Source organism: Conexibacter arvalis (assembly GCF_014199525.1).
GTDB classification, from domain to species: Bacteria; Actinomycetota; Thermoleophilia; order Solirubrobacterales; family Solirubrobacteraceae; genus Conexibacter; species Conexibacter arvalis.
The window spans coordinates 437,459-459,284 of sequence record NZ_JACHNU010000001.1 but is presented as its reverse complement, the minus strand read 5'-3'; the positions used below and the strand labels follow the sequence as shown (position 1 = coordinate 459,284).

At 76.3% G+C, this 21,826-nt stretch carries 24 protein-coding genes and 1 riboswitch; of the genes, 5 read left to right on the top strand and 19 right to left on the bottom strand.

The genetic code is table 11. The features are described 5' to 3' along the window. Positions 1-79 precede the first annotated feature (79 nt). Entirely contained in the window at positions 80-418 is a 339-nt protein-coding gene (locus BDZ31_RS02085; protein ID WP_183338502.1) for a hypothetical protein, read from the bottom strand. Positions 419-558: 140 nt separating this feature from the next. Here BDZ31_RS02085 and BDZ31_RS02080 point away from each other — a divergent pair, with 140 nt between their 5' ends. Further along, the gene (locus BDZ31_RS02080; RefSeq protein ID WP_183338500.1) at positions 559-1,281 is read left to right on the top strand and encodes a FliH/SctL family protein; all 723 of its coding nucleotides are present in this window, start codon (positions 559-561) and stop codon (positions 1,279-1,281) included. A 116-nt stretch (positions 1,282-1,397) separates the two neighbouring features. On the opposite strand, the gene BDZ31_RS02075 is transcribed toward BDZ31_RS02080, so the two are convergent. Both BDZ31_RS02075 and BDZ31_RS02070 read right to left on the bottom strand, forming a co-directional pair. Then, positions 1,398-2,084 carry a helix-turn-helix transcriptional regulator gene (locus BDZ31_RS02075; RefSeq protein WP_183338498.1) on the bottom strand — a complete coding sequence of 229 codons (687 nt, stop codon included), beginning with the start codon at positions 2,082-2,084 and terminating at the stop codon, positions 1,398-1,400. Positions 2,085-2,170: 86 nt separating this feature from the next. Continuing rightward, positions 2,171-2,746: a TetR/AcrR family transcriptional regulator gene (locus BDZ31_RS02070; RefSeq protein WP_183338496.1), complete on the bottom strand. Its 576-nt coding sequence runs from the start codon at positions 2,744-2,746 to the stop codon at positions 2,171-2,173. Between the two features lie 66 nt (positions 2,747-2,812). Between BDZ31_RS02070 and BDZ31_RS02065 the strand changes: the two genes are divergently transcribed. Beyond that, a complete protein-coding gene (locus BDZ31_RS02065) occupies positions 2,813-4,384 on the top strand; it encodes an MFS transporter (protein WP_183338494.1) in 1,572 nt (523 codons plus the stop codon). A gap of 6 nt (positions 4,385-4,390) precedes the next feature. Here BDZ31_RS02065 and BDZ31_RS02060 read toward each other — a convergent pair whose 3' ends face one another. From BDZ31_RS02060 to BDZ31_RS02045, 4 genes are all read right to left on the bottom strand, one after another. Continuing rightward, positions 4,391-5,725, bottom strand: a complete 1,335-nt coding sequence (locus tag BDZ31_RS02060) for an NAD-binding protein (protein WP_183338492.1) — start codon at positions 5,723-5,725, stop codon at positions 4,391-4,393. Between the two features lie 68 nt (positions 5,726-5,793). Then, positions 5,794-6,219: a PIN domain-containing protein gene (locus BDZ31_RS02055; protein WP_183338490.1), complete on the bottom strand. Its 426-nt coding sequence runs from the start codon at positions 6,217-6,219 to the stop codon at positions 5,794-5,796. After that, positions 6,216-6,485: a type II toxin-antitoxin system Phd/YefM family antitoxin gene (locus BDZ31_RS02050; RefSeq protein ID WP_183338488.1), complete on the bottom strand. Its 270-nt coding sequence runs from the start codon at positions 6,483-6,485 to the stop codon at positions 6,216-6,218. Before BDZ31_RS02050 ends, BDZ31_RS02055 begins: the two co-directional genes overlap by 4 nt. A gap of 69 nt (positions 6,486-6,554) precedes the next feature. Beyond that, positions 6,555-7,379, bottom strand: coding sequence for a hypothetical protein (locus BDZ31_RS02045; RefSeq protein ID WP_183338486.1), 825 nt, complete (start codon positions 7,377-7,379; stop codon positions 6,555-6,557). Between the two features lie 245 nt (positions 7,380-7,624). Here BDZ31_RS02045 and BDZ31_RS02040 point away from each other — a divergent pair, with 245 nt between their 5' ends. After that, complete coding sequence (locus BDZ31_RS02040) at positions 7,625-7,999, top strand: RNHCP domain-containing protein (RefSeq protein ID WP_183338484.1); 375 nt, start codon at positions 7,625-7,627, stop codon at positions 7,997-7,999. Between the two features lie 41 nt (positions 8,000-8,040). Here the strand turns inward: BDZ31_RS02040 and BDZ31_RS02035 are convergent, their stop codons facing one another. The 3 genes from BDZ31_RS02035 to BDZ31_RS24695 form a co-directional block, all read right to left on the bottom strand. Next, on the bottom strand, positions 8,041-8,937 hold the full coding sequence (locus BDZ31_RS02035) for an SDR family oxidoreductase (RefSeq protein ID WP_183338482.1): 897 nt from the start codon (positions 8,935-8,937) through the stop codon (positions 8,041-8,043). Continuing rightward, positions 8,924-9,280, bottom strand: coding sequence for a PRC-barrel domain-containing protein (locus tag BDZ31_RS02030; protein ID WP_183338480.1), 357 nt, complete (start codon positions 9,278-9,280; stop codon positions 8,924-8,926). The genes BDZ31_RS02035 and BDZ31_RS02030 overlap by 14 nt, the downstream gene beginning before the upstream one ends. A gap of 63 nt (positions 9,281-9,343) precedes the next feature. After that, a complete protein-coding gene (locus tag BDZ31_RS24695) occupies positions 9,344-10,480 on the bottom strand; it encodes a M20/M25/M40 family metallo-hydrolase (RefSeq protein ID WP_343075504.1) in 1,137 nt (378 codons plus the stop codon). A gap of 24 nt (positions 10,481-10,504) precedes the next feature. Here BDZ31_RS24695 and BDZ31_RS02020 point away from each other — a divergent pair, with 24 nt between their 5' ends. Then, entirely contained in the window at positions 10,505-11,293 is a 789-nt protein-coding gene (locus BDZ31_RS02020; protein ID WP_183338478.1) for a hypothetical protein, read from the top strand. Here the strand turns inward: BDZ31_RS02020 and BDZ31_RS25340 are convergent. Next, the gene (locus BDZ31_RS25340; protein WP_183338476.1) at positions 11,290-12,639 is read right to left on the bottom strand and encodes a peptidoglycan-binding protein; all 1,350 of its coding nucleotides are present in this window, start codon (positions 12,637-12,639) and stop codon (positions 11,290-11,292) included. The two genes, BDZ31_RS02020 and BDZ31_RS25340, sit on opposite strands and share 4 nt — an antisense overlap. Positions 12,640-12,647: 8 nt before the next feature. Next, positions 12,648-12,812, bottom strand: a riboswitch (cyclic di-AMP (ydaO/yuaA leader). A gap of 98 nt (positions 12,813-12,910) precedes the next feature. Here BDZ31_RS25340 and BDZ31_RS02010 point away from each other — a divergent pair. Further along, complete coding sequence (locus BDZ31_RS02010; protein ID WP_183338475.1) at positions 12,911-13,711, top strand: class I SAM-dependent methyltransferase; 801 nt, start codon at positions 12,911-12,913, stop codon at positions 13,709-13,711. 15 nt (positions 13,712-13,726) lie between these two features. On the opposite strand, the gene BDZ31_RS02005 is transcribed toward BDZ31_RS02010, so the two are convergent. The 8 genes from BDZ31_RS02005 to BDZ31_RS01970 form a co-directional block, all read right to left on the bottom strand. Continuing rightward, positions 13,727-14,983 carry an ABC transporter permease gene (locus BDZ31_RS02005; protein ID WP_183338473.1) on the bottom strand — a complete coding sequence of 419 codons (1,257 nt, stop codon included), beginning with the start codon at positions 14,981-14,983 and terminating at the stop codon, positions 13,727-13,729. After that, the gene (locus tag BDZ31_RS02000) at positions 14,980-15,660 is read right to left on the bottom strand and encodes an ABC transporter ATP-binding protein (RefSeq protein ID WP_183338471.1); all 681 of its coding nucleotides are present in this window, start codon (positions 15,658-15,660) and stop codon (positions 14,980-14,982) included. The genes BDZ31_RS02005 and BDZ31_RS02000 overlap by 4 nt, the downstream gene beginning before the upstream one ends. Next, positions 15,657-17,411, bottom strand: coding sequence for a peptidoglycan-binding protein (locus tag BDZ31_RS25335; RefSeq protein ID WP_183338469.1), 1,755 nt, complete (start codon positions 17,409-17,411; stop codon positions 15,657-15,659). The genes BDZ31_RS02000 and BDZ31_RS25335 overlap by 4 nt, the downstream gene beginning before the upstream one ends. Next, positions 17,408-17,917 carry a hypothetical protein gene (locus tag BDZ31_RS01990; protein WP_246344381.1) on the bottom strand — a complete coding sequence of 170 codons (510 nt, stop codon included), beginning with the start codon at positions 17,915-17,917 and terminating at the stop codon, positions 17,408-17,410. Before BDZ31_RS01990 ends, BDZ31_RS25335 begins: the two co-directional genes overlap by 4 nt. A 76-nt stretch (positions 17,918-17,993) precedes the next feature. Then, positions 17,994-19,448: a sensor histidine kinase gene (locus BDZ31_RS01985; protein ID WP_183338467.1), complete on the bottom strand. Its 1,455-nt coding sequence runs from the start codon at positions 19,446-19,448 to the stop codon at positions 17,994-17,996. Beyond that, positions 19,445-20,125 carry a response regulator transcription factor gene (locus BDZ31_RS01980; RefSeq protein WP_183338465.1) on the bottom strand — a complete coding sequence of 227 codons (681 nt, stop codon included), beginning with the start codon at positions 20,123-20,125 and terminating at the stop codon, positions 19,445-19,447. The genes BDZ31_RS01985 and BDZ31_RS01980 overlap by 4 nt, the downstream gene beginning before the upstream one ends. Before the next feature lie 57 nt (positions 20,126-20,182). Next, positions 20,183-20,809, bottom strand: coding sequence for a hypothetical protein (locus BDZ31_RS01975; RefSeq protein WP_183338463.1), 627 nt, complete (start codon positions 20,807-20,809; stop codon positions 20,183-20,185). A gap of 129 nt (positions 20,810-20,938) precedes the next feature. Continuing rightward, positions 20,939-21,772, bottom strand: coding sequence for a helix-turn-helix domain-containing protein (locus tag BDZ31_RS01970; RefSeq protein WP_183338461.1), 834 nt, complete (start codon positions 21,770-21,772; stop codon positions 20,939-20,941). Between the last annotated feature and the right edge of the window lie 54 nt (positions 21,773-21,826).

The following is a 21,826-nucleotide window of genomic DNA, read 5'->3' as shown; positions in this document are numbered from 1 at the left end:
GGCCGGCGCGCGGCGGCCGGGTCGGGCCCGGCGCGGACGCGGCGGCGGTGTCCGGGGCGGTCGAGGCGATCCGCTGACGCTACCGCGACGCGGCCGGTGACACGCCGGTTCCCGGTGGGGCCTCGCGGTCGGCGCGCGCCCAGGCGATCAGCCCGACGACCGCCGAGACGACGAAGACCGCCGGCCACGAGCCGATCGCTCTGCCGAGCGGGTGCGAGAGCGCGAACGCGGCGAGGTAGGCGAGCACGATCAGGATCGCGACGGCGAGCCCCTGCTGGCGGCGCCAGCGCAGCCCGCACCACAGCGCGCCGAGGAAGAGGACGATCCCGCCGAGCGGACGGACGCCGGTCAGGTCGGCGACGGCGAAGCCGAGAAGCAGTGATCCGGCCGCGACCGGCCAGGTGGGGAGGCGCTGCACGGCCGACAGCGTAGCGACGGCGGCCGCCGGACGAGCGGCAGCCGGCGCGTCTCCGCGCTCAGGGTCGCAACCGTCGCTGCGGGCCCGTACGCTTCGCACCGACAACCGGTCCATGCATGCCCGACGAGGAGGACGTGCCGATGTCGACCAGTGACCAGCCGCCCGAAGAGCGCCCGACCGAGGTGACGCCGCCGGGCCGCGGCGCGGAGGGCCAGCCCGGCCGGCCGGCGCCGCCGGCTCAGCCCGCCGGGGCCGCGCCGCCCGGGCAGGGCGGCAGACGGAGCTTCGGCGTCGGCGCGCTCGCGGCCGTCGCGGTGGGCGTGCTCGTCGTCGCCGGCGTCGGCGGCTACCTGATCGGCCACAGCAGCGGCGACTCCGAGGGCACGCAGTCCGGCGAGGAGGCCGGCTTCCAGGAGGGTCTGGCAAGAGGCCGCGAGGAGGGCCGCGCCGAGTTCGCGAGAGGGACCGCCGGCTACAGGGCGATCTTCGACGCCGGCAAGGCGGAGGGGATCCGGATCGGCACCGCCAGGGGGGAGCGCGCCGGTGCGGCGCAGGGCCAGAGAGTCGGCTTCGAGAGAGGCGAGCAGGTCGGGATCTCGAGCGGCCAGGCCGAAGGCGTCAGACAGGGCGCCGCCGCCGTGCTCGGCGGCTTCTCCGACTGGACCGACGGCGCCTACTACCTCGTCACGGTCGGCGCCAGCTCGACGGCCGGCGTCCCGTACACGATCACCAGCCGCACGCAGCTGCAGCCCGACACCAGCTACGAGCTCTGCCAGCGGGGCGGCGGCCAGCAGGTCTGCTCGACGGGCGCCACCGCCGCGCCGTCCGAGGAGGACGGCGGCGCCGGCGCGCCCGGCGAGTAGACGGGCTTCGCGTGGCGGTCGCCGCGGCTGTCCGCCGCGGCCGCCGGCCGCGGCGGCGCGTGCCCGCGGCGTGCGGTCGATCGGCGCGCCGGTCGCGGCCGCCGCGCGGCGGCCGCTCAGCGCTGCGCGCGTGCGTTCAGCACGGTGGCGAGCGCCCGCCGGCGCGACACGCCGAGCCGCCGGAATGCGGCGCGCAGGTGGGCGTTGACGGTGTGCTCGCTGATGCCGAGGGCGGCCGCGACCTCGCGGTTGGTGCGGCCGTCGGCGGCGAGCAGGGCGATCTCGAGCTGGCGGGCCGTCAGCCCGCGCTCGGCTGGGCCGGCGGCAGCGGCGGACGCGCGGGAGGCGAGCGCGGCGCGGCAGCGGTCGGCCTCGCGCGCGAGCTGCCCGTCGCCGGCGAGCCGCGCCAGCGACCGCGCCTCGGCGAACCGCTCGGCGGCGACGTCGTCGGCGCCGAGCGCCGCCTGCGCGCGGCCGGCCAGCACGGCCGCGCGCGCCTCCAGCGCCGGCGAGCGGATCGCGCGCGCATGCTCGGCCGCCGCCGTCGCGAGCGCGTCGGCGTTCGCCGGCCGGTCGGTCGCGAGCGCGACGAGCGCCGCCGCGCTGGCGGCGAGCGCCGCGCCGAGCGGGGTGCGCGCGAAGGCGCCGCCCTCGAGCGCGGCGAGCCGCCGCTCGGCCTGCCCGAGATCGCCTGCCGCGACGGCGGCGCGGACCTCCTCGTCGAGCGCGCGGGCCCGACGCTCCGCGGGGCCTCCGGCGGCGTGCTCGCGGCCGCCCCCGGCCCCTGCTCCCCTGCTGCCCATCGCGCCGATCCTAGCCGCGGGCCGACCGGCGCGGCCCGATGGTCTGAAGCGAGGTGTCGGAAATCCGCCGCCGCTCGGCCGGGCGGTCAGCGCGGCGCCGCGAAGGCGGCGTGGAGCGTGCGGGCGAGCAGCCGCTCGCCCTCCTTGGCGTCGACCGCGCCGGCCAGCACCTCCTCGACCGCCACGACGGCGAGGCTGTGCATCATCCGCAGCTGCCAGCTCGGCGGCAGGTCGCGCCGCGCCTCCCCGCGCCGCTGGGCGACGAGCAGCCAGCGCAGCACCGGGTTGTCGGCGGCGGCGCGCATCGTCTCGGCGCGCACGTCGCTGGCGATCGCCTCGTAGCCGGCGAGGAAGCGGTAGCGGGTGCCGAACGCGATCGCCGTGGCGGCGATCGCGGCGAGGCCCTCCGCCAGCGGCGGGCTCCCCGCGAGCGCCGCGCGCGCCGCCTCGTTCGACTCGCGCTCGATCTGCTGGAACAGCGCCCGCACGAGCGCGTCGCGCGTCGGGAAGTGGCGGTAGACGGTCGTGCGCGTCACCCCCGAGGCGTCGGCGATCTCGCGCATCGTCGCGTCGGGCCGCTCCGACAGCACGCCGATCGCGGCGTCGATCACCGCGCGATAGTTGCGGCGTGCGTCGGCGCGCAGGGGAGGTCGGGAGCGCATCGTGGAAACGTTACGGTCTGTCACACTTTCCGGCCCGCAGCACTCCTCCAACCCTCTCAGGTCCCGATGAACGCAACCTCTGCTGTCGCGGCGAGGCCCGCCGCCGGCCGCGACAATCCCTGGCTGACGCTCGCCGCCGTCGCGCTGGGCGTGATGATGGTCGGCCTCGACGGCACCGTCGTCGGCGTCGCGAACCCCACGATCGCCGCCGACCTCGACGCCTCGCTCGCGGGGCTCCAATGGGTCACCAACGGCTACCTGCTGGCGCTCGCCGTCCTGCTGATCGTCGGCGGCAAGCTCGGCGACCGCTTCGGCCGCAAGAAGGTGTTCGTGATCGGCATCGTCGGCTTCGCCGTCACGTCGCTGCTGTGCGCGCTGTCGACCTCGATCGGCATGCTCGTCTTCGCGCGCGTGCTGCAGGGCGTCGCCGGCGCGCTGCTGATGCCGAACACGCTCGCGCTGCTGCGCGCCGCATTCCCGCCGGCCGAGCTCAACCGGGCCGTCGGCATCTGGGGCGGCTCCTCGGCGCTCGCGGTCGCCTCCGGCCCGATCGTCGGCGGCCTGCTGGTCGAGCACGTCTCGTGGGAGTCGATCTTCCTGCTCAACCTGCCGCTCGGCCTGATCGCCGCGCTGGTGACGATGCGGTGGGTGAGGGAGTCCAAGGACGAGACGCACGTCGGCTCGTTCGACCTGCCCGGCGTCGCGCTGCTGTCGGGCGGGCTCTTCCTGCTGATCTGGGGCGTCATCAAGGCGCAGGACCACGGCTGGGGCTCGGCGTACGTGATCGGCTTCGGCGCCGCCGGCCTGCTCACGCTCGTCCTGTTCGTGCTGCGCGAGGCGCGCGCGAAGGAGCCGCTGCTGCCGCTCGACCTGTTTCGCAACCGCTCGCTGTCGGCCGGCGTCGTGCTCGTCGTGACCGGGTTCTTCGCGCTGTTCGGGATCCTCTTCTTCATCGGCCTGTACCTGCAGAACGTGCACGGCTACAGCCCGGTCGAGACCGGCGTGCGGCTGCTGCCGCTGACGGCCACCTTCACGGTAAGCGCCCCGCTCGGCGGCCTGCTGACGGAGAAGTTCGGACCGCGCGTGCCGCTCTGCCTCGGCATGCTGATCCTCGCCGGCTGCTTCCTGGGCCTCACCGGGCTGGAGGTCGACACCGGCTACGGCGGCCAGTGGCCGTTCTACCTGCTGATCGGCATCGCGATGGGCCTCGTGATCGTCGCCTCGACCGAGGCGATCGTCGGCAACGCGCCGGTCGAGCGCGGCGGCCTCGCCGGCGGCCTGCAGTCGACGGCCAACCAGCTCGGCGGCGTGCTCGGAACCGCGGTGCTCGGCTCGGTGATCGTCTCCGGCGTCGGGTCGGCGCTCGCCGGCAACCTCGCCGACGCCGGCGTGCCGGCCGAGACGGCGGGCGTGATCGAGGGCAAGACCGAGCTGATCGCGCAGGGAGTCGCGCCGATCTCCCCCGACATGCCGGCGTCGCTGGCGCAGGCGGTCACCGACGCCTCGTTCCAGTCGTTCATGGAGGGGCTCCACACGGCGATGTACGTCAGCGCCGGCCTCGCCTTCCTCAGCGCGCTGATCGCGCTGCTGTGCAGCCGCGGCCACGGCGGCGGCGACGGCGTCGCGGTCCACGTGTAGCGGTCGTCAGTCGGGCCGGCCCTGCGGCCGCGGGAAGCGCTCGATCCCGTCCGGCGTCTCGATGTAGGAGGCGCCGCCGTGGACGAAGGCGTGCGCCAGCTCGCGGCCGATCGCCGTCGCCGCCAGGGCGGTCGCCGCGACGCGGTCGAGGTCCTGCGCGACGCCGATCGGGAAGAGCGCCGCCGTCTCGCGCGTGACGTCGTTGGAGCCGGCGCGCAGGACGGTCCGCAGCCCGGGCTGGACGGCGAGCGCCGCGACGCTGATCGCGACGTTGGCGAGCTCGTCGCTGGTGACGGCGGCGAGCGCGCGGGCGCGGCCGAGCGACAGCCGCTCGAGCACATAGCGGTCGCCGCCGCGGCCGATCACGACCGGCACCTTCAGCCCGCGGGCGAGCGCGACGTTCGGCGCCTGCGGATCCTGCTCGACGGCGACGACGTCGATCCCGAGCGCGCGCAGCTCGAGGCAGACGCGGAAGCCGACCTGGCCGAGCCCGACGACGACGACGTGGTCGGCGCGCGGGATCGTGCGCGGCCCGAACGTCCCCGTCAGCCGGCGGCTCAGCAGGCGGTTGACGAGCGCGGCGGTGAAGACGGCGGTGAGCACGACGCCGAGCGCCATCGACGCGATCCCGTACGCCCGCTGCCACGTCGAGCCGTGCTCGAAGAAGCCGCTCGGGCCGACGGCAGCGATCGCCTTCGTCGCCTCGTAGAGCGCGGCGACCGCCGGCTCGCGGTGGGTCGAGATCGCCAGCGCCGCCTCCAGCAGCACCAGTGCGACGAGCCCGATCAGCGACCACAAAAGCAGCGCCGAGGAGCGGTCGGGCGGGCGGAACTGCGCCCGCAGGCGGCGGGCCGCGCGCAGCGGCGCGCTCGGCGGGTGGTAGGGGTACGGCGCGACGTGCGGCCGCTCGCCGGCGCTCGCGTGCGCCTCGTCGTGGCCGTGGACGGCGACGAGCGCGCCGTCGTCGGCGCGGTGGAGGGCGACCAGGCCGGCGTCGACGCACGGCCCGACGATCGCCCCGGCCGACGCGTCGGCCATCGAGACGACGTTGCAGTTGGGGATCGTGCGGATCAGCTGCTCGGCGACGGTGCGGTCGAAGATCGTCACGACCAGCCGGATGCCGGGCCGCAGGTACTCGACCAGCAGCGCGGTCCGCAGCGCGGCGATGTCGTCGCGGTCGATCACCGTTGCCGCCCTCGTCCGCTCGTCGGCGAGCGCCCGCCGCAGCTCGCGGTCGGCCGGCCGCCGCATCGCGCGGACCGGCTGCCGCGCCTCGCGCAGCGCCTGCTGCACGCCCTCGGCCAGCGTCCCCTCGCCGATCACCAGGTGAACCCCGGTCATGCGGGAACGATAGGGCCGCCGGCCGGTCCGCGCCGTGCGCGGAGACGCCCGATCGCGTCGTCGGGGGGTCAGTCGAGCGGCAGCAGCGTCAGCCGCTCGCGTGCCGCGGCGACGTTGAGCCGATCGTCCCACGACGCGAACCGAACATCGCTCGCGTCGCGCAGCTCCAGTGCGGAGGAGAGCTGGAGGGCGTCGTAGCCGCGCAGCAGGTGGCGCTCGGCGAGACGGGCGGCTCGTTCGACGACGTCGTCGGTGACCGGAACGACGGCGACGTCGGACCACAGACGGCGGAACGCTTCCGCCTGCGCCGCGTGGACCCGTCTCGTGAGGCGGTCGCCGGCGCGCATCCGCGCCAACGCCGAATGCGTCTCGACGTAGGCGATGTGGCTGGCGGCCAGCTCGCCGGCGGCGCCGGCGGCGGAGCGGACGACGCCGCTCCCATCCTCGGCGACGAGCAGCTTCACGAGCGCGCTCGTGTCGAGGTAGAGGGTCACCGCGGTCCGCGGTCGTCGATCACGAGGTCGGCGGCCGAAGGGCCGTCTCCACGCAGCTCGACCGCTTCGGGCAACGACGCTCTGCGCCCGCTCCAGCGGACACGGCCCTCGGCGACCAGCCGTGCCATCCCGGGCGCCATGCCGGCCGGAACAAGGCGTGCCACCGGCTTGCCCCGGCGCGTCACCGTCATCACTTCGCCGTGCTCGACCTGGTCGATCAGGGCGCTCGCCTCGCTCTTGAGCTGACGGATCCCGATCTCTCGCATGTGGTCATCTTACCAGCCGATGTGACCACACCAATCGGTCTGTGGCGCTCCGGCCGACCCCAGGCCCGCTCATATCGTCACGCTGTCGAGCGGGGCGGGGCGCATCGGTCTCGGGCCCGGCTGGGGCTGGGGCTGCGACGGTCTCGGCGGCCTCGGCGACGGCGCGGCTCTCGGCGGGCGGCGCGGGGTCGAGGGGGCGCGTCTGGCGGCGCTGCCGCATCTGCGCACGTCGACCTGCCATGCCGCCGCGGCCGCGAGCGGCATGCGGCAGCCGGGATAGGCTCTCGGCGGCGTGCCGGTCCAGCGGCCGTCGCCGTCGTAGCGCAGCTCGTCGATCCAGTTGGTGGCGTCGCCGCCCTCGATCTGCGTCCAGGTGACGAGCGCCCACCGACCCGAGCTGCCGCAGTCGGCCAGCAGGATCGCGTCGGAGTGGAGCGTCAGCACCTCGCCTCCCGGGGACTGCCGGCGCGCCGCCTCCTCGATCTGCCGGCGCACCGCGTCGATGATCGGCGGGACGACGCAGATCGCCGCGCGTGTGCCGACCGGGATGCCGCCGGGGACGAAGCCCGGCAGGAGCGCGCCGTACGACGCCTCCGCGTGGCGCTCGCGCACGAGCGCGCCGATCGTCGGTCCGCGGCCGAAGTTCGGTCTCGGCGCCGGCGGCTCGTAGGTCCGGCCGCTCCCGCCCGGTGGCGTCGGCGTGGTGCCGCCGGGAGGGACCGGCGTCGTGCCGCCGGGCGGCTGGGTCAGCGCCGGCGGCGGGGCGTCGCGCGGGAGCGTGAGGTCGGCGCGCTCGTCGCCGTCGGACCCGCAGCCCGCCGCGCCGAGCGCGACCAGCAGCGCCGCGGCGGCCGCCGCCAGGCCGGATCGTGCTCTCGCGCTCCGCTTCCGCATCGTCGCACCGAGGCTAACGGGCGCGCCCCGCCGGCGTGACGGACGCCGCCGTCGACGATCCGGTAACGTCCGGGACGATCTATGGATGCCGGTGCGGACATCGTCGCGCTGCGCCCGGTCGGCTGAACGAGCGCTGACCGGCTGCCCGCTGCCGCCCTGAGGGCGGCAGCGGCACGCTACCTCCCGTACGAGGCAGCGGACGCGCGTGACCCGCCGCTTCGTCCGCATCCATCACGGAGGTTCCCTTGTCGCGAGATCAGCGACAGCGCGACCGGCGCCGAGCGCCACGCGCATTCCGATGCCGCAACTGCGGTCTCGACATCCCGGCCGACGCCCCCGGCACGGCCCATCGCAACCACTGCCCCAGCTGCCTCTGGAGCCGGCACCTCGACGGCGCCACGCCCGGCGACCGTGCCGCCGACTGCGGCTCGTCGATGGAGCCGATCGCGGTCGCCGTCCGCGGCGGCGGCGAGTGGGTGCTCGTCCACCGCTGCGGCGGCTGCGGCGAGCTCGACCTCAACCGCATCGCCGGCGACGACAACCCGCTGCTGCTGACGCGGCTCGCGGTCAAGCCGCTGGCGCAGCCGCCGTTCCCGCTCGAGTGGCTGTCGCGGCTGTGAGCGGCGGCACGCCGGCGGCAGCCCGCGTCGCGCGGGCCGCCTCAGCGCATGCGGATCACGTTGGCGGTGACGCGCGCCGACTCCTCCAGGCACAGCAGCGCGATCGCGCCGGCGACGTCCTCGGGATGGGCGACGGTGCCGAACGGGCTGTGCGCCTCCATCGCCGGCCGGGCCGACTCCGCGATCCAACCGGTGTCGGTGACCGGCGGGTGGACGACGTTCGCGGTCACCCCGTGGGGCGCCAGCTCGTGCGCCGCCGACAGCGTGTAGCTCTCCAGCGCCGCCTTCGCGGCGCCGTAGGAGACCTCGGAGGGGAAGCCGTCGCGGCCCTCGGAGGTGAGCGAGACGATCCGCCCCCAGCGACCGCCGCGGGCGACGTGGCGGCGGGCGAACTCGGCGATCAGCAGCGCCGTCGCGCGTGCGTCGACGGCGAACTGGGCGTTGAAGGTGGCGGCGGTGACCGGCGCCAGCGGTCGGCCGATCGCGTCGCGCTCGGCCGGCGAGAAGCTGTCCTGGACCCAGCCGGTCGCGTTGCAGACGACGATCTCGACCGGGCCGAGCGCCCGCTCCGCCGCGTCGAGCAGCGCCGCCGGCGCGGCCGGGTCGCTCAGGTCGGCCTCGACCGCGAGCGCCCGTCCGCCGATCGTCTCGATCGCCGTGACGACCCAGCCGGCGTCGCGGGCGCGCGAGCGGTGGTAGGCGAGCGGGATGCCGTCGTCGCCGACCGCGTCGTCCGTCGCGTCGACCGCCGGGCCGCCGCCCGGCGGATCGCCGTCGCCGGCCGACGCGTGCGGCAGCGCGAGGTAGGAGACGAGCACGTCGGCGCCGCGGGTCGCGAGCGCGATCGCCGTCGCGGCGCCGATCCCGTGGTTGGCGCCGGTGACGAGCGCGACGCGGCCGGCCAGCGGCTGCGCGCCGTCGCGCTCAGTAGCGCCCACTGATCCAGTCCCACGCCCGCCGCAGCTTCTCGGTCAGCGGCGACGCGTCGCCGTCGGCCGCGTCGGCGTCGATCACGCCGGGCCCGGGCTCGGGGTCGTGGAGCGCGCTGGCGGCGACCTTCAGCACGACGCCGCGCTCGTACAGCTCGTCGACCTGGTCGGCGTCGGCGAAGCGCAGCCCGCCGGGGCCCGCTCTCGTGTCGACGACGATGCCGTCGAAGACGTCGGTGCGGTCGTCGAAGAGCACGTGCTCGACCCTCCCGACCCGTTCGCCGGCGGCGTCGTAGACGTCGGTGCCGGGCTGCAGGACGAGGTACGCGATCGGGTCGCCGAGGTCGTGCATGGGGGCGAGCATACCCGCGCGCGCCGCGCTCACCCGTCCTCGCCCGCGCCGTCCGCGGCCGGCTCAGCCGCCGCCGTCGAGCGCCGCGAGCGCCAGCGCCAGCGCGACCTCGGCGCGCGGCCGCAGCGACGCCGTCAGCACGAACTCGCCGGGCGCGTGCGCGAGCCCGCCGCGGGGGCCGAGCCCGTCGACGGTGAACGGGATCGCGGGCGCGAAGTGGCTGGCGTCGCTGGCGCCGCCGCGGCCCGACGGCGTCAGCGGCCGGCCGAGCAGCGCGGCGGCGCGGGCGAGCAGCGGCCCGCTCGCGTCGCGCGCGTCCATCGCCGGCCAGACGCGCGTCAGCTCCGTCTCCAGCCCGACGCCGCCGACCTCGCGCGGCACGCGCTCGCGCACCTCCTCGAACGCGGCGGTGCGGTCGGAGCGCAGGTCGCAGTGCAGCTCGCCGTCGGCCGGCACGACGTTGAAGGCGCCGCCGCTGTGCAGGGTCGTCGGCACGGCCGTCAGCCGGTCTGGGCCGTCGGGCGCGTGCGCGGCCGCGACCGCCTGCGCGGCGGCCGCGAGCGCGAGCAGGGCGTTGCGCCCCTTGTGCGGCGCGGCGCCGGCGTGGGCCGCGACGCCGTCGGCGCAGACGCGCAGCGTCCCGGCCGCCTTCCGTCTGACGATCACCGCGTCGCTGCCGTCAGCGGCCAGCTCCCCGGCCTCGAAGCAGAGGCAGGCGTCCCAGCCGGCGAAGCGCGCGACATGCGTCAGCGGCCCGGTCCGCCACTCCTCGTCGACGACGAGCAGCAGCGCGACCTCGGCGAACAGCTGCGGCCGGCGGGCCAGCTCCCGCAGCACGCCGAGCGCGAGCACGTCGCCGCCCTTCATGTCGACGCTGCCCGAGCCGACCAGCCGCTCGCCGACGCGCGTCAGCGGCTGGTGGCGCTCGTGCGGGACGACCGTGTCGAGGTGGCCGAGCAGCAGCACGCGGCCGCTCCCGCGGCCGTGCAAGCGCACGAGCAGGTCGTCGGCGTGGGCCGGCGAGGAGCAGGGCAGCCGCTCGAAGCTCGCGCCGGCGGGCGCGAGCGCGCGGACGACCGCGACGCAGTCCTCGGCGCCGTGCGCGTCGCCGGAGGGCGAGGAGACGGCGACGAGCGCGTCGAGATCGCGCTCAGCGCGCGCCGCGATCTCCGCCGCGGCCTGCTGGACCGATGCGTCCACGGGGAGGACGATAGTTCACGGCCCATGGACGCGACCGTCGTCTCGATCGAGCTGTTCCAGACCCATCGCGAGCCCGGGCGCGAGGCGGCGTTCATCGTCCTGCTCGCCTTCCTCTGCTCGTTCGGCTTCATCCGCACGAGCGCGCGGCTGACGCGCAGCGTCTCCTGGTGGCCGGGCGGGGTCGAGACCGAGGGCGGCGTCCACCTCCACCATCTCGTGTGGGGGATCGTGCTGATGCTCGTCAGCGGCTTCGGCGCCTTCGCGACCGACCTCGACGCGCCGTGGTGGCAGATCCTCGCCGTCGGCTTCGGGGTCGGCGCCGGCTTCACGCTCGACGAGTTCGCGCTCTGGGTCCACCTCGAGGACGTCTATTGGAGCCAGGAGGGCCGCAGCTCGCTCGACGCCGTCGTCCTCGCGACCGTCTTCGCGTCGCTGATCGTGATCGGCGTCAACCCCTACGGCCTCGACGACCCCGGCTCGATCGTCGGCACCGCCGCGTGGTTCTCGCTGACGCTGACGTTCGCCGCGATCGCGTTCGCGAAGGGCCGGATCGTCCTCGGCATGCTCGCCTTCTTCGTCCCGTTCGTCTTCGGCGGGTGGGCCGCGCTCCGGCTCGCGAAGCCGGGCTCGCCGTGGGCCCGCCGCTACGACGACGCGAAGCTCGCGCGCGCCCGCGAGCGGTTCGGGCCCGACACCCGCGGCGCCCGCTTCGGCAGGTGGTTCCTCGACCTCATAGGCGGCGCGCCGTCGCAGCCGGACCCGGAGCGGCCGGCGGTCGAGCCGCCCGACGGCGGCTCGACGAGCGGCTCCTAGAGCCCCGCCGGGTGGCGGGCGACGTAGCCGGCGCTGGAGCGGTTGTCGGGCTGCCAGCGGGTGCCGGCGGCGCTGGCGCCGGAGGTGTCGAACCGTCTGCCGTCGATCACCATGTAGGCGTGGCCCGCGTTGGCGTAGATCGTCACGCGCTTGCCGGGGCCGGGCTCGCCGTAGCTCATCAGCCCGCCGGAGGCGAGCGGCGAGGACAGCAGGCCGGCGCCGTGGAGCACGTAGGAGACCGAGCCCGAGCAGTCGTAGCCGGTGTCCTGGAACGAGCCGTGGCCGCCGCCGTAGCGGTACGGCGTGCTCGCTATCCGGTTGCCGGCGGCGATCATCTGCGCGACCTTGCGGTCGGCCGAGCTGCTGCTGGCGCGCCGGCCGCCGCCGTCGCCGCCGCGCTTCAGCACGGGGCCGTCGCCGAGGCCGAGCGAGGCGCGCGTCGCCGGGCCGGCGATGCCGTCGGCGGTGAGGCCGTGCGCCCGCTGGTGGCGCTTGACCGCCGCCTCGGTCGCGGGGCCGAAGTCGCCGTCGGCGGCGATGCCGAGCGCGCGCTGCAGCGCGGCGACGCCGGAGCCCTCGTTGGCGGTGCGGGCGCGCGGCTTGCTCTTCGCGCCGCTGGAGCCGCCGCCGTCGCGCGTCAGCGCTCTCCACGTCGCCGGGCCGACGACGCCGTCGGCGACGAGGCCGTGGGCGCGCTGGAAGCGCTTCAGCGCCTTCAGCGTCTGCGGGCCGAAGACGCCGTCGGCGGGGACGCCCAGCTCGCGCTGGACGGCGCGGACGGTGTGGCCGATCACGCGCGTCTTGCCGCCGACTCTGACCTCGCTGCGGCTGATGCGCGCGGTGTTCGCCTCCGAGCGCTTCAGCGCCTTCCACGTCGCCGGGCCGGCGACGCCGTCGACGTGCAGGCCGGTGCGCGCCTGGAACTTGCGCAGCGCCTTCTTCGTGCCGGGGCCGAAGACCCCGTCGGCGCGGACGCCGAGCGCCCGCTGCAGCTTCTTGACGTCGCCGCCGCGGTCGCCCTTCTCGACGACCGTCGCGGCGGCGGCGGTGCCGGTGAAGGCGGCGCTCGCGCCGACCGCGGGACCCGCGGTGACCGCCAGCAGCGCGGTCAGCGAGAGGCCGCGCGCGGCCGGGGCGGGAAGCTTCGTCTGCGACGCGGCCGCCTCCCGGCGGCGCTTGGCGACGGCGAGCGAGTCGAGGACGTGCTCGGAGTCGGCGAGGTCGCGGGGGCGGAGACGCGCCAACTCGACCGACGTCCGTGCGCGCGCGCCGCGGCGGGCGAGCGAACGCTCGAGCGAGTCCGCCCAGAGGTCATCGAGCGCGAGATCGCGCTGCTCCTGGTTCACAGCTTCGGTGCTCCTGTCTCAATGAGCCTGCGAGGTGAGCTGACGGGCTCGCAGGGCCGCCGTGGCGGCCGCGCTACGACGCGAACAAGCGACGATTCGCCCCCGGTCCGAGGACCAAGTGGGTCCCCCGCTCACAGGCCCGCGGAGGGCCTGCGACTCGGCTCGTATGTAACGGCGTCGGAACCTACCAGCCTGGTTCCTTCATGCTGCAAAAGACGTTGCAGCGCCGGAAAGGTTGCGGTCCTCCGGTCCGCGTCGGAAGATTGGGCGCATGGCCGAGGCGAGCCGCATCTGGGCGCTGGGCGACTTCCCCCGCGTCGCGCGGGAGACGATCGGCGCGACCGGCCCGCTGCTCGTCGAGGCGTGTGGGATCGGCCCCGGGCAGCGGGTGCTCGACGTCGCCGCCGGCGCCGGGAACGTCGCGATCGCGGCCGCTCGGGCCGGCGCGGAGGTCGTCGCCAGCGACATCACGCCCGAGCTGCTCGACGCCGGCCGCGCCGCCGCCGAGGCGGAGGGGCTGGAGCTTCAGTGGGTCGTCGCCGACGCGCAGTCGCTGCCGTTCGGCGACGGCGCCTTCGACGCGGTCACCTCCTCCTTCGGCGCGATCTTCGCGCCCGACCACGCCGTCACCGCGCGCGAGCTGCTGCGCGTCTGCCGACCCGGCGGCACGATCGGCATGCTCAACTGGACGCCGGAGGGGTGGAGCGGGCGCTTCTTCGCGACGGTCGCGCCGTTCGCGCCGCCGCCCCCGCCCGGCTACGAGCCGCCCGTGCTGTGGGGCAGCGAGCCGCACCTGCGCGAGCTGCTCGGACCGGGCAGCGACGAGATCGCGGTCGAGCGGCGCGTCGTCGTGCTCGACCACTTCGCCGACGCCGAGGCGCTCGTCTCGTTCTACCGCGCGAACTTCGGGCCGGTCATCGCCGCCTTCGAGGGCCTTGCCGGCGACCCGGAGCGCGCCGCCGCGCTGGAGCGGGCGCTGCTGACGTTCGCGCGCGAGACGAACGCGGCGGAGCCGGGCCGCCCGCCGCGCTGGGAGCTGGAGTACCTGCTCGTGCGCGCGCGGCGGGCGTAGGCGCGGCCCGTCCGGTCAGGTCGAGCGCAGCGCCTCGGTCGGCGACAGCCGCGTCGCCCGCAGCGCCGGGTAGAGGCCGGCGACCGCGCCCATCGCGAGCGAGGCGAGCAGCCCGCCGCCGATCGCGATCGCCGGCACGACGGCGCGGACGTCCTGGCTCGCCGCGTATGCGACGGTGCCGGCGGCGCCGAGCAGCACGCCGAGCGCGCCGCCGAGCGACGACAGCAGCAGCGCCTCGCAGAGGAACTGGACGGCGACGTGGCGGCGGGTCGCGCCGAGCGCCCGCCGCAGGCCGATCTCGCGGCGGCGCTCCAGCACGGCGATCACCATCACGTTCGCGATCCCGATCCCGCCGACGAGCAGCGCCACCGCGCCGAGCCCGAGCAGCAGCGCGGTCAGCGCGTCCTCGGTCGCCGCCTTCGCCGCGAGTGCGTCGGAGGGGCGCGTGATCGCGACCTCCTCGGGCCGCTGCGGGTAGGCGGTCGCGGGGATCAGCTCGCGCGTCGCGACGACCGCCTCCTCGTCGGTGCGGACGTGGAGCGAGGTCGGGCTGCGGCTCGTGCCGTACAGCCGCTCGGCGACCGGGTAGCCGATCAGCGCCGCGCGGTCGAGCGCGGAGACGAGCGGCACCGGCCGCATGATCCCGACGACCGTCAGCCAGCGGCCGCCGGCATGGATCCGCGGCCCCGGCCGCGCGATCCCGAGCCGCTTCGCCGCGAGGCTGCCGAGCACGACGGCGGGATAGCGGTCGAGCGCGGCGTCGAGGAAGCGGCCCGCGGCCAGTCTCCCGCCCACCGTCGCGAGCAGGCTCGGCTCGGCGGCCAGCAGCTCGATCCCGCCGGTCTCCTGCTCGGGGATCCGGTCGGTGCGACGCACGCCCGCGGCGATCGACGTCGTCGCGGCCGCCCGCTCGACGCCGGGCATCCCGCGGACCGCCGGCGCCGCCGTCTCCGGCAGCGTCACCTCCTCGCCGAAGAAGCTGTCGCCGGGGCTGACGGTGAGGAGGTTGGTGCCGAGCTGGGCGAGCTGGTCGAGCACGCGCGTGCGGCTCGACTCGGCGACGCCGAGCACGGCGACCATCGCGGCGACGCCGATCGCGATCCCGATCGCCGACAGCGCGGTGCGGGCGCGGCGGGTGCGCAGTCCGTGGGCGCCGAGCCGCAGCGCGTCGGCGAGCGGCAGCCTGCTGGAGGGAAGCGAGGGGAGCGGGCGCTCGGCGGCGCGGCGGCGGCGCCGGCGCAGGAGCGGGCGCCGGAGCGTCGGTGCGCTCATGCCGCCTCCGTCTCCGACAGCCGGCCGTCGCGGACCGACACCTGCCGCGGCAGCGACGCCGCGATCTCGCGGTCGTGGGTGATGACCGCGAGCGTCGTGCCGGCGTCGTTCAGCTCCCGCAGCAGCGCGACGATCTCGGCGCCGCGCGCGCTGTCGAGCGCGCCGGTCGGCTCGTCGGCGAGGACGATCGCGGGGCGGCCGACGATCGCGCGGGCGATGCCGACCCGCTGGCGCTCGCCGCCCGACAGCGCTGCCGGCACGTGGTCGGCGCGGCGGGCCAGGCCGACCCGCTCCAGCGCCTCGCGCGCCCGCTCGCGCCGTTCCCGCCGCGGCGTGCCGGTGTAGAGCAGGCCGTCGGCGACGTTGTCGAGCGCGCTGGCGCCGTCGAGCAGGAAGAACTGCTGGAAGACGAAGCCGATGCGGCGGGCGCGGATCGCCGCCAGCGCGCGGTCGTCGCAGGCGGCCGCGTCGCGCCCCTCGATCAGGACGCGGCCGCTCGTCGGGCGGTCGAGCGTGCCCATGATCTGCAGCAGCGTCGACTTGCCCGACCCCGACGGGCCGACGATCGCGACCAGCTCGCCGGCGTCGATCCGCAGCGAGGCACGGTCGAGCGCGGTGACGCCGGGGTAGCGCTTCGTCACCGCGTCGAGCTCGAGCACGGGCGCGGGCCGGCTCATCGCGGCACCTCGACGCGGTCGCCCGCCTTCACCGCGCCGGAGCGCAGCTCGACCCAGCCGTCGGCGAACATCCCCGGCTCGACCGGGGCCTCGGTCGCTCGCGCCGCGCCCGGACGGCGGACGGCGACCGCGTAGCCGCCGCCGTCGCGCGCGATCAGCGCCGCGACCGGGACGGCGAGCACGTCTCTGCGCGTCGTGCGGGTCAGCTCGACGACGACCGGCGCCTGGTCGAGGCGGCCGGCCGCTCGCGTCGAGCGCAGGCGGATCGTGACCGGCAGCGTCGCCGATCCGCCGGAGCCGCCGCCGGCCGACCCGCCTTCCTCGCCGCCGCTGTCGTTCGTCACGGTGCCGACCGCGACGATCCGGCCGGCGACGGCGCGGCCGCTCGGCAGCTCGACGGTCGCCTCGCCGCCGACCCGGGCCAGGCCCTGGTCGGCCGCCTCGAGCTCGGCCGTCACGACGCGCGTCGTCGCGGTCGTCTCCAGCACCTCCGTGCCGCCGCTCCCGCCCCCGCCGCCGCCGGCGCCGGTCGGGGGGCCGCCGCTGGCTGGGGGGCCGCCGCTGGCTGGGGAGCCGCCGCCGGCTGGGGAGCCGCCGCCGGCCGACGGCGCGCCGCCGCCCGCGGGCGAGCCGCCGCCGGCCGAGCCGCCGCCCGCGGGCGAGCGGCCGCGCGTCGGCCCGCCGGAACGGCCGTGCCGGTCGCCGCCGCCCGCCGGCGCATCGTCGCCGGCCGGGTCATCGCCGCGGCTCGGCTCGCCGGCGCTGCCGTCGCCGCGCCCCGGCGCTCTCCCCGTCGGCGCTCTGTCGCCGGCGGGTCTTCTGCCGGATGGCGCTCCGCCGCCGGACGGCTCGCTCCCGTCCGAGCTCGCGCCATCTCCGGCCCCGCCGCTCCCGCCATCCGGCGCGCCGCCCGCCGGCGGCTCCTGCCCGGTCGTGCTCGGCGGGGCGGTCGTCGTCGGCTCGCCGCCGTCCCAGCTTGCGGGCACGGTCTGGGCGCCGCTGCCGCCGGCCGCCGCGCCGCCGTCCCAGCTCGCGGGGATGGTCTGGGCGCCGCTGCCGCCGGCCGCCGCGCCGCCGTCCCAGCTCGCGGGCACGGTCTGGGCGCCGCTGCCGCCGGCCGCCGTGCCGCCGTCCCACGATGCGAGGGCGTTGCCGCCTCCGCCCCCGCTCCCGCTCCCGCTGAGCGAGCCGGTCACGGCGGCGACGCGGCGGGGGCCGGGGAGGAAGACGACGCGGCCGAGCTCGACGCGGCCGGTCGCGGGCAGGCCGTTGGCCTCCTGCCAGCGCTCGACGGCGGCGGCGGTCGCGCTCGTGAAGGCGTCGTCGACCGTCCCCGGGTCGTGGCCGAGCGCGGCGAGGTTGCGCTCCAGCTGGAGCACGTCGCTGCCGTCGTCGATCCCGGCCTCGATCGTCCGCCACGCCGGCACCGTTCCGTCCATCAGCACGACGGGCAGGTCGTCGACGGCGAAGAGGCGCTCGCCGGGGCGGATCACGGCGCCGGGGCGCGGGAGCCAGGTGAGCGTCCCGCCGAGGCGGTCGAGCGCCGGGCGCGGGTCGTCGTAGCCGAGCGTGCCGTCGATCCGCTCGCGCTCGACGAGCGTCCGCCGCTCGACGACCTCGGTCCCGCGCAGCGCGGCCGAGCGCGGCGGATCGTCGCCGGCGCTGCCGCCGCCGCTCGCCGCGACCACCGCGGCGAGCGCGCCGACGGCCGCGACCGGCAGCGCGACCGAGAGGGCGGTCCGCCGTCTCACGGCGCCGGCGCGGCGGGCGCGGCCGGGGCGCGCATGCCGAATCTGCCGCCGCACGCCTCCTGGGCCGCTCGGAAGGTCGGGCTGTCGCCTCTGACTCTCATCAGCATTCTGCCGTCGGGCGCGGGGTCGTCGACGTCGGCCCCGTGCTCGCGCATGCAGCGGGCGAACTGGAGCGCTCTCTCGCGGAACTCCTCTCTCTGCTCGGCGCTCGGCTGCGGCGGCGACCAGCCGCTCGACTCGCGGCACTCCTCCATCGCGGTCGCCGTGTCGGGCGTGTCCCCGCTGCCCGGCCCTCGTCTGGCGCCGATCGCCAGCCCTCTGCCGTCGGCGGCGAACGAGATGTCGATGCCCTTGCCGCGCAGGCAGTCCTGGAACGCCAGGCGCTGCTCCTCCTCGCTGCCGCCGGCGGCGGTCGACGAGGACGACGAGTCGCCGCCGCAGGCGGCGAGCGCGAGCGCGGCGGCGAGGGCGAGGGCCCCCGGCAGCGAACGGAACGGTCTGGTCACGATGGTTGCTCCTCCTGCTCGAGAACGGTCTGGTCTCCATCGAGCCAGCCGTCCGTGAAGGAGCGGTGAGAGCCGTCTAGGAGGGCAGTGAGAGGACCAGCCGCGCGCCGCCGCCGGCCGCCGCCTCGGCGCGGACGGTGCCGCCGTGGGCCTCCGCCACCTGCCGCACGATCGCCAGCCCGAGCCCGGCGCCGGGCAGGCCGCGTGCCTTCGGGGCGCGCCAGAAGCGGTCGAAGACGTGCGGGAGGTCCTCCGGCGCGATCCCGGCGCCGTGGTCGCGGACGCTGACGGCGCCGTCGCGGACGCGCACGTCGACGACGCCGTCGGCGCCGCCGTGCTTGACGGCGTTGTCGAGCAGGTTCCCGACGGCGCGGTGGAGCCGGCCGGGGACGGCGCGCACGACGCTCGCGCGCGCGTCGAGCCGGAAGCTCGCCGCCGGCGCGTGGCGCCGCGCCCGCTCGATCGCCTCGGCGACGAGCAGGTCGAGCCGCACCTCCTCGACCTCCGCGACCGGCGCCGCCGGGCGCGCGAGGTCGATCAGGTCGCCGATCAGCAGGCTGAGGTCCTCCAGCTGGACGCGCGTCGCCTCCAGCACGCGGGCGCGCTCGGCCGAGGGCAGGTCGGGCGCGCCGGCGAGCGCCTCGATCGAGGTCCGCACCGCGGTCAGCGGCGTGCGCAGCTCGTGCGAGGCGTCGGCGACCAGCTGGCGCTGCGCGGCGCGGGCGCCGTCGAGCGCCGCCAGCATCGTGTTGAAGCTGCGCGCCATCCGCGCCAGCTCGTCGTCGCCGGCGACCTCGATCCGGCGGCTCAGGTCCTGCGTCGCGGCGACGTGCTCGGTCGCCGCCGTCAGATGGACGACCGGCCGCAGCGCGCGGCGCGAGACGAGCACCCCGAGCCCGGCCGCGGCCGCGATGCCCGCGCCGCTGACGCCGGCGAGGATCGCCAGCAGCCGCCGCAGCGCGTCGTCGACCTCGGAGCGCGAGGCGGCGACCGCCAGGGCCCCGCCGTTCGGCGCCCGCGTCGTGAGCATCCGCACCTCGACGCCGTCGACGGTCGCGTCGGAGAAGAAGGCGTCGGCTCTGCCGGCGGCGACCGCGGCGGTGCGCTCGTCGATCGGCAGTCTCGCCGCCGCCTCCGACGGGCCGAGCACGTCGCCCGACCGCGTCACCAGCTGGGCGACGACGTCGGAGGCGCCGAGCTCGCCCGGGACGACGATCTTCAGCCTCCTCGCGGGCAGCGTGCCGTCGCGTGCGGTCGCGCGTTCGCCGCCGATCGCCCCGAGCGTCGGCAGGGCGCCGGCGCCGAGCACGCTCAGCCGCGGATCGGCGCGCCAGGCGGCCGTCTTCCCGAACGGGGGCAGTGCCGCTCGGGCCGACACGAACAGCGCTCTCGGCGCCTGCGTCCGCAGGCGGTCGTCGAGCTGCCCGTACAGCTCGCTGCGCATCACGACGTAGACGAGCGCCGAGGCGCCGACGATCGCCGTGGCGACGGCGGCCGCGACCAGCACGACGACGCGTCGGCGGAAGCTCATGGGCGCGCCTGGCGCAGCACGTAGCCGACGCCGCGGATCGTGTGCAGCAGCCGCGGCCTCCCGCCGGCCTCCGTCTTGCGGCGCAGGTAGCCGACGTAGACGTCGATCGAGTTGGAGGTCGGGCCGAAGTCGTAGCCCCAGACGCGCTCGACGATCAGCGCCCGCGTCAGCACCTGGCGGGGATTGCGCATGAACAGCTCCAGCAGCGCGAACTCGGTGCGCGTCAGCTCCAGCTCGCGTCCGCCGCGGCGGACCTCGTGCGCGGCGGGGTCGAGCTCGAGCTCGTCGAAGCGCAGCAGCTCGTCGTCGGCCGCCCAGCCGGTGCGGCGCAGCAGCGCGCGCAGTCGGGCGAGCAGCTCGGGCAGCGCGAACGGCTTGGCGAGGTAGTCGTCGGCGCCGGCCTCCAGCCCGGCGACGCGGTCGTCGACCTCGTCGCGCGCGGTCAGCATCAGCACCGGCGTGCGGTCGCCGGCGGTGCGCATGCGGCGGCAGACCTCGACCCCGTCGAGCTCGGGCATCAGCACGTCGAGCAGGACGACGTCGGGGCGGATCAGCGGCAGCCGGCGGATCGCCTCGCGGCCGTCGGGCGCCAGCTCCACCTCGAAGCCGTCGAGCCGCAGCGCCAGCTCCAGCGCGTCGCGCATCGCCGGCTCGTCGTCGACGACCATCACCTTCATGGCGCGCGATCGTAGGCGCGCAAGATGAAGGGACGGTGAACGCGGTCGCCGCGCGACTCACGGCCGCCGCGCCACCAACTCCTCCACGCGCGCCACCCGCCGCAGCCAGACGGCGGCGGCGGGGTCGATCCAACCCGCCAGCGTGCTCATCATGCGTGCTGCCGCGGTGACGTCCACCTCGAGCAGCGAGTCGTGGTGCGCCACGCGGTTGCGGACCGCCTGCAGCGCGCGCATTCGTCGGCCGACTCCGTCGCGGCCTTCGCTCGCATGCGGAAACGCATGGTGCAGACGCGTGCGCCACAACTGCTCGTAACGGCGGCCGAACAATGACGCCCAGAAGCCGAACGACAGGCCAGCGACCACGCGCCCTCGCGTGAGTGGCACGTCTCGTGGCAGCCGCTCGACCGCCGCCGCCACCTGCTTCACAGCCCACGGGTGCAGCGTCTCGAAGTCCATCAGCCACGTCATCCCGATCGGCGACTGCGGTTGCCCGTCGCCGAGCTCGCGGTCGATCGCATTGCGGATCAGCACCTCGAACTCGTGCACGAGGCCGAACACGGCCATGCACAGATCGACGTGCCAGCGGTATGTCGAGAGGGCACGGGCGAAATCACCATCTGCGACAGCCAGGAACGAGGCGAACCGATCGTCCGAGACCCAGGCGGAGACTTGGCGTTCGTCCATGCCCCCGATACGCTAGGCGTCCACGCCCCGGTACCGCCTATGGTTTCTCCGGAAATCACGCGGCCGGGGCGGTTTCGTCTGCAGAGCTCCGCGGAGCGAGCGTCGGCTTGCGCAGACGGTGCTGGCCCTTCACCCGCCGGCGAACGCGCGCACCGCGTCGGCGGTCGCCGCGTCGCCGGGGAAGAACGACTCGATCGACAGCTCGGCGACGGTGATGTCGACCGGCGTCCCGAAGGTCGCGACGATGCTGATGAAGACCAGCTCCTCGTCGCCGATCCGGAGCCGCAGCGGCACGGCGATCTGGCCCGCCAGCTCGTGGCCCGGGGAGGGCGGGGACGGCTCCTCAGCCCCGTCGGGCAGCGGGTAGGCGGAGCACTCCTCCATCAGCGCGACCAGCTCCGGGTCGGCGGTGACGGCGATCTGGCGCGCGAGCCGGTCGATCAGATGGGCGCGCCATTCGCCGAAGTTGACGATCCGCGGGGCGAGGCCGCCGGGGTGGAGCGCGAGTCGCATCGCGTTGGCCGGCGGGCGCAGCAGCGCCGGGTCGACGCCCTCGGTCAGCAGCGAGATCGCGTGGTTGCCGGCGACGAGGTTCCAGCCGCGGTCGACGACGATCGCCGGGTAGGGCTCGTGCCCGTCGAGCACGCGCTGGATCGCGTCGTGGACCGGCGCCATCTCCGGTGCGTCGAGCCCACGCTCCTCGAACGCCGGCGCGTACCCGGCCGCCAGCAGCAGCCGGTTGCGCTCGCGCAGCGGCACGTCGAGCTGCTCGGCGAGCCGCAGCACCATCTCGGCGCTCGGCTTCGAGCGCCCGGTCTCGATGAAGCTGAGGTGCCGCGCCGAGACGCCGCTCTCCAACGCCAGGTCGAGCTGGCTCAGTCGGCGCCGGCGGCGCCAGTCGCGCAGCAGCGGCCCGGCCCCGGCCGTCCGCTGCCCTGCGGTCGTCGTCTCGATCGTCGCCATGGCGATGACGGTAGCGCCGCGACCGGCACGCGGCACCTACCTTGCAGGTAGGCG

Bases quoted from the DNA above. Each gene is read 5' to 3' on its own strand.
- BDZ31_RS02020 (WP_183338478.1), top strand. From the start codon at position 10,505: ATGGACGCGACCGTCGTCTCGATCGAGCTGTTCCAGACCCATCGCGAG.
- BDZ31_RS02005 (WP_183338473.1), bottom strand. From the start codon at position 14,983: ATGAGCGCACCGACGCTCCGGCGCCCGCTCCTGCGCCGGCGCCGCCGC.
- BDZ31_RS02080 (WP_183338500.1), top strand. From the start codon at position 559: ATGTCGACCAGTGACCAGCCGCCCGAAGAGCGCCCGACCGAGGTGACG.
- BDZ31_RS01985 (WP_183338467.1), bottom strand. From the start codon at position 19,448: ATGAGCTTCCGCCGACGCGTCGTCGTGCTGGTCGCGGCCGCCGTCGCC.
- BDZ31_RS01970 (WP_183338461.1), bottom strand. From the start codon at position 21,772: ATGGCGACGATCGAGACGACGACCGCAGGGCAGCGGACGGCCGGGGCC.
- BDZ31_RS02075 (WP_183338498.1), bottom strand. From the start codon at position 2,084: ATGGGCAGCAGGGGAGCAGGGGCCGGGGGCGGCCGCGAGCACGCCGCC.
- BDZ31_RS02070 (WP_183338496.1), bottom strand. From the start codon at position 2,746: ATGCGCTCCCGACCTCCCCTGCGCGCCGACGCACGCCGCAACTATCGC.
- BDZ31_RS02060 (WP_183338492.1), bottom strand. From the start codon at position 5,725: ATGACCGGGGTTCACCTGGTGATCGGCGAGGGGACGCTGGCCGAGGGC.
- BDZ31_RS01980 (WP_183338465.1), bottom strand. From the start codon at position 20,125: ATGAAGGTGATGGTCGTCGACGACGAGCCGGCGATGCGCGACGCGCTG.
- BDZ31_RS02045 (WP_183338486.1), bottom strand. From the start codon at position 7,379: ATGCGGAAGCGGAGCGCGAGAGCACGATCCGGCCTGGCGGCGGCCGCC.
- BDZ31_RS02000 (WP_183338471.1), bottom strand. From the start codon at position 15,660: ATGAGCCGGCCCGCGCCCGTGCTCGAGCTCGACGCGGTGACGAAGCGC.
- BDZ31_RS02030 (WP_183338480.1), bottom strand. From the start codon at position 9,280: ATGCACGACCTCGGCGACCCGATCGCGTACCTCGTCCTGCAGCCCGGC.
- BDZ31_RS01975 (WP_183338463.1), bottom strand. From the start codon at position 20,809: ATGGACGAACGCCAAGTCTCCGCCTGGGTCTCGGACGATCGGTTCGCC.
- BDZ31_RS02065 (WP_183338494.1), top strand. From the start codon at position 2,813: ATGAACGCAACCTCTGCTGTCGCGGCGAGGCCCGCCGCCGGCCGCGAC.
- BDZ31_RS02010 (WP_183338475.1), top strand. From the start codon at position 12,911: ATGGCCGAGGCGAGCCGCATCTGGGCGCTGGGCGACTTCCCCCGCGTC.
- BDZ31_RS02050 (WP_183338488.1), bottom strand. From the start codon at position 6,485: ATGCGAGAGATCGGGATCCGTCAGCTCAAGAGCGAGGCGAGCGCCCTG.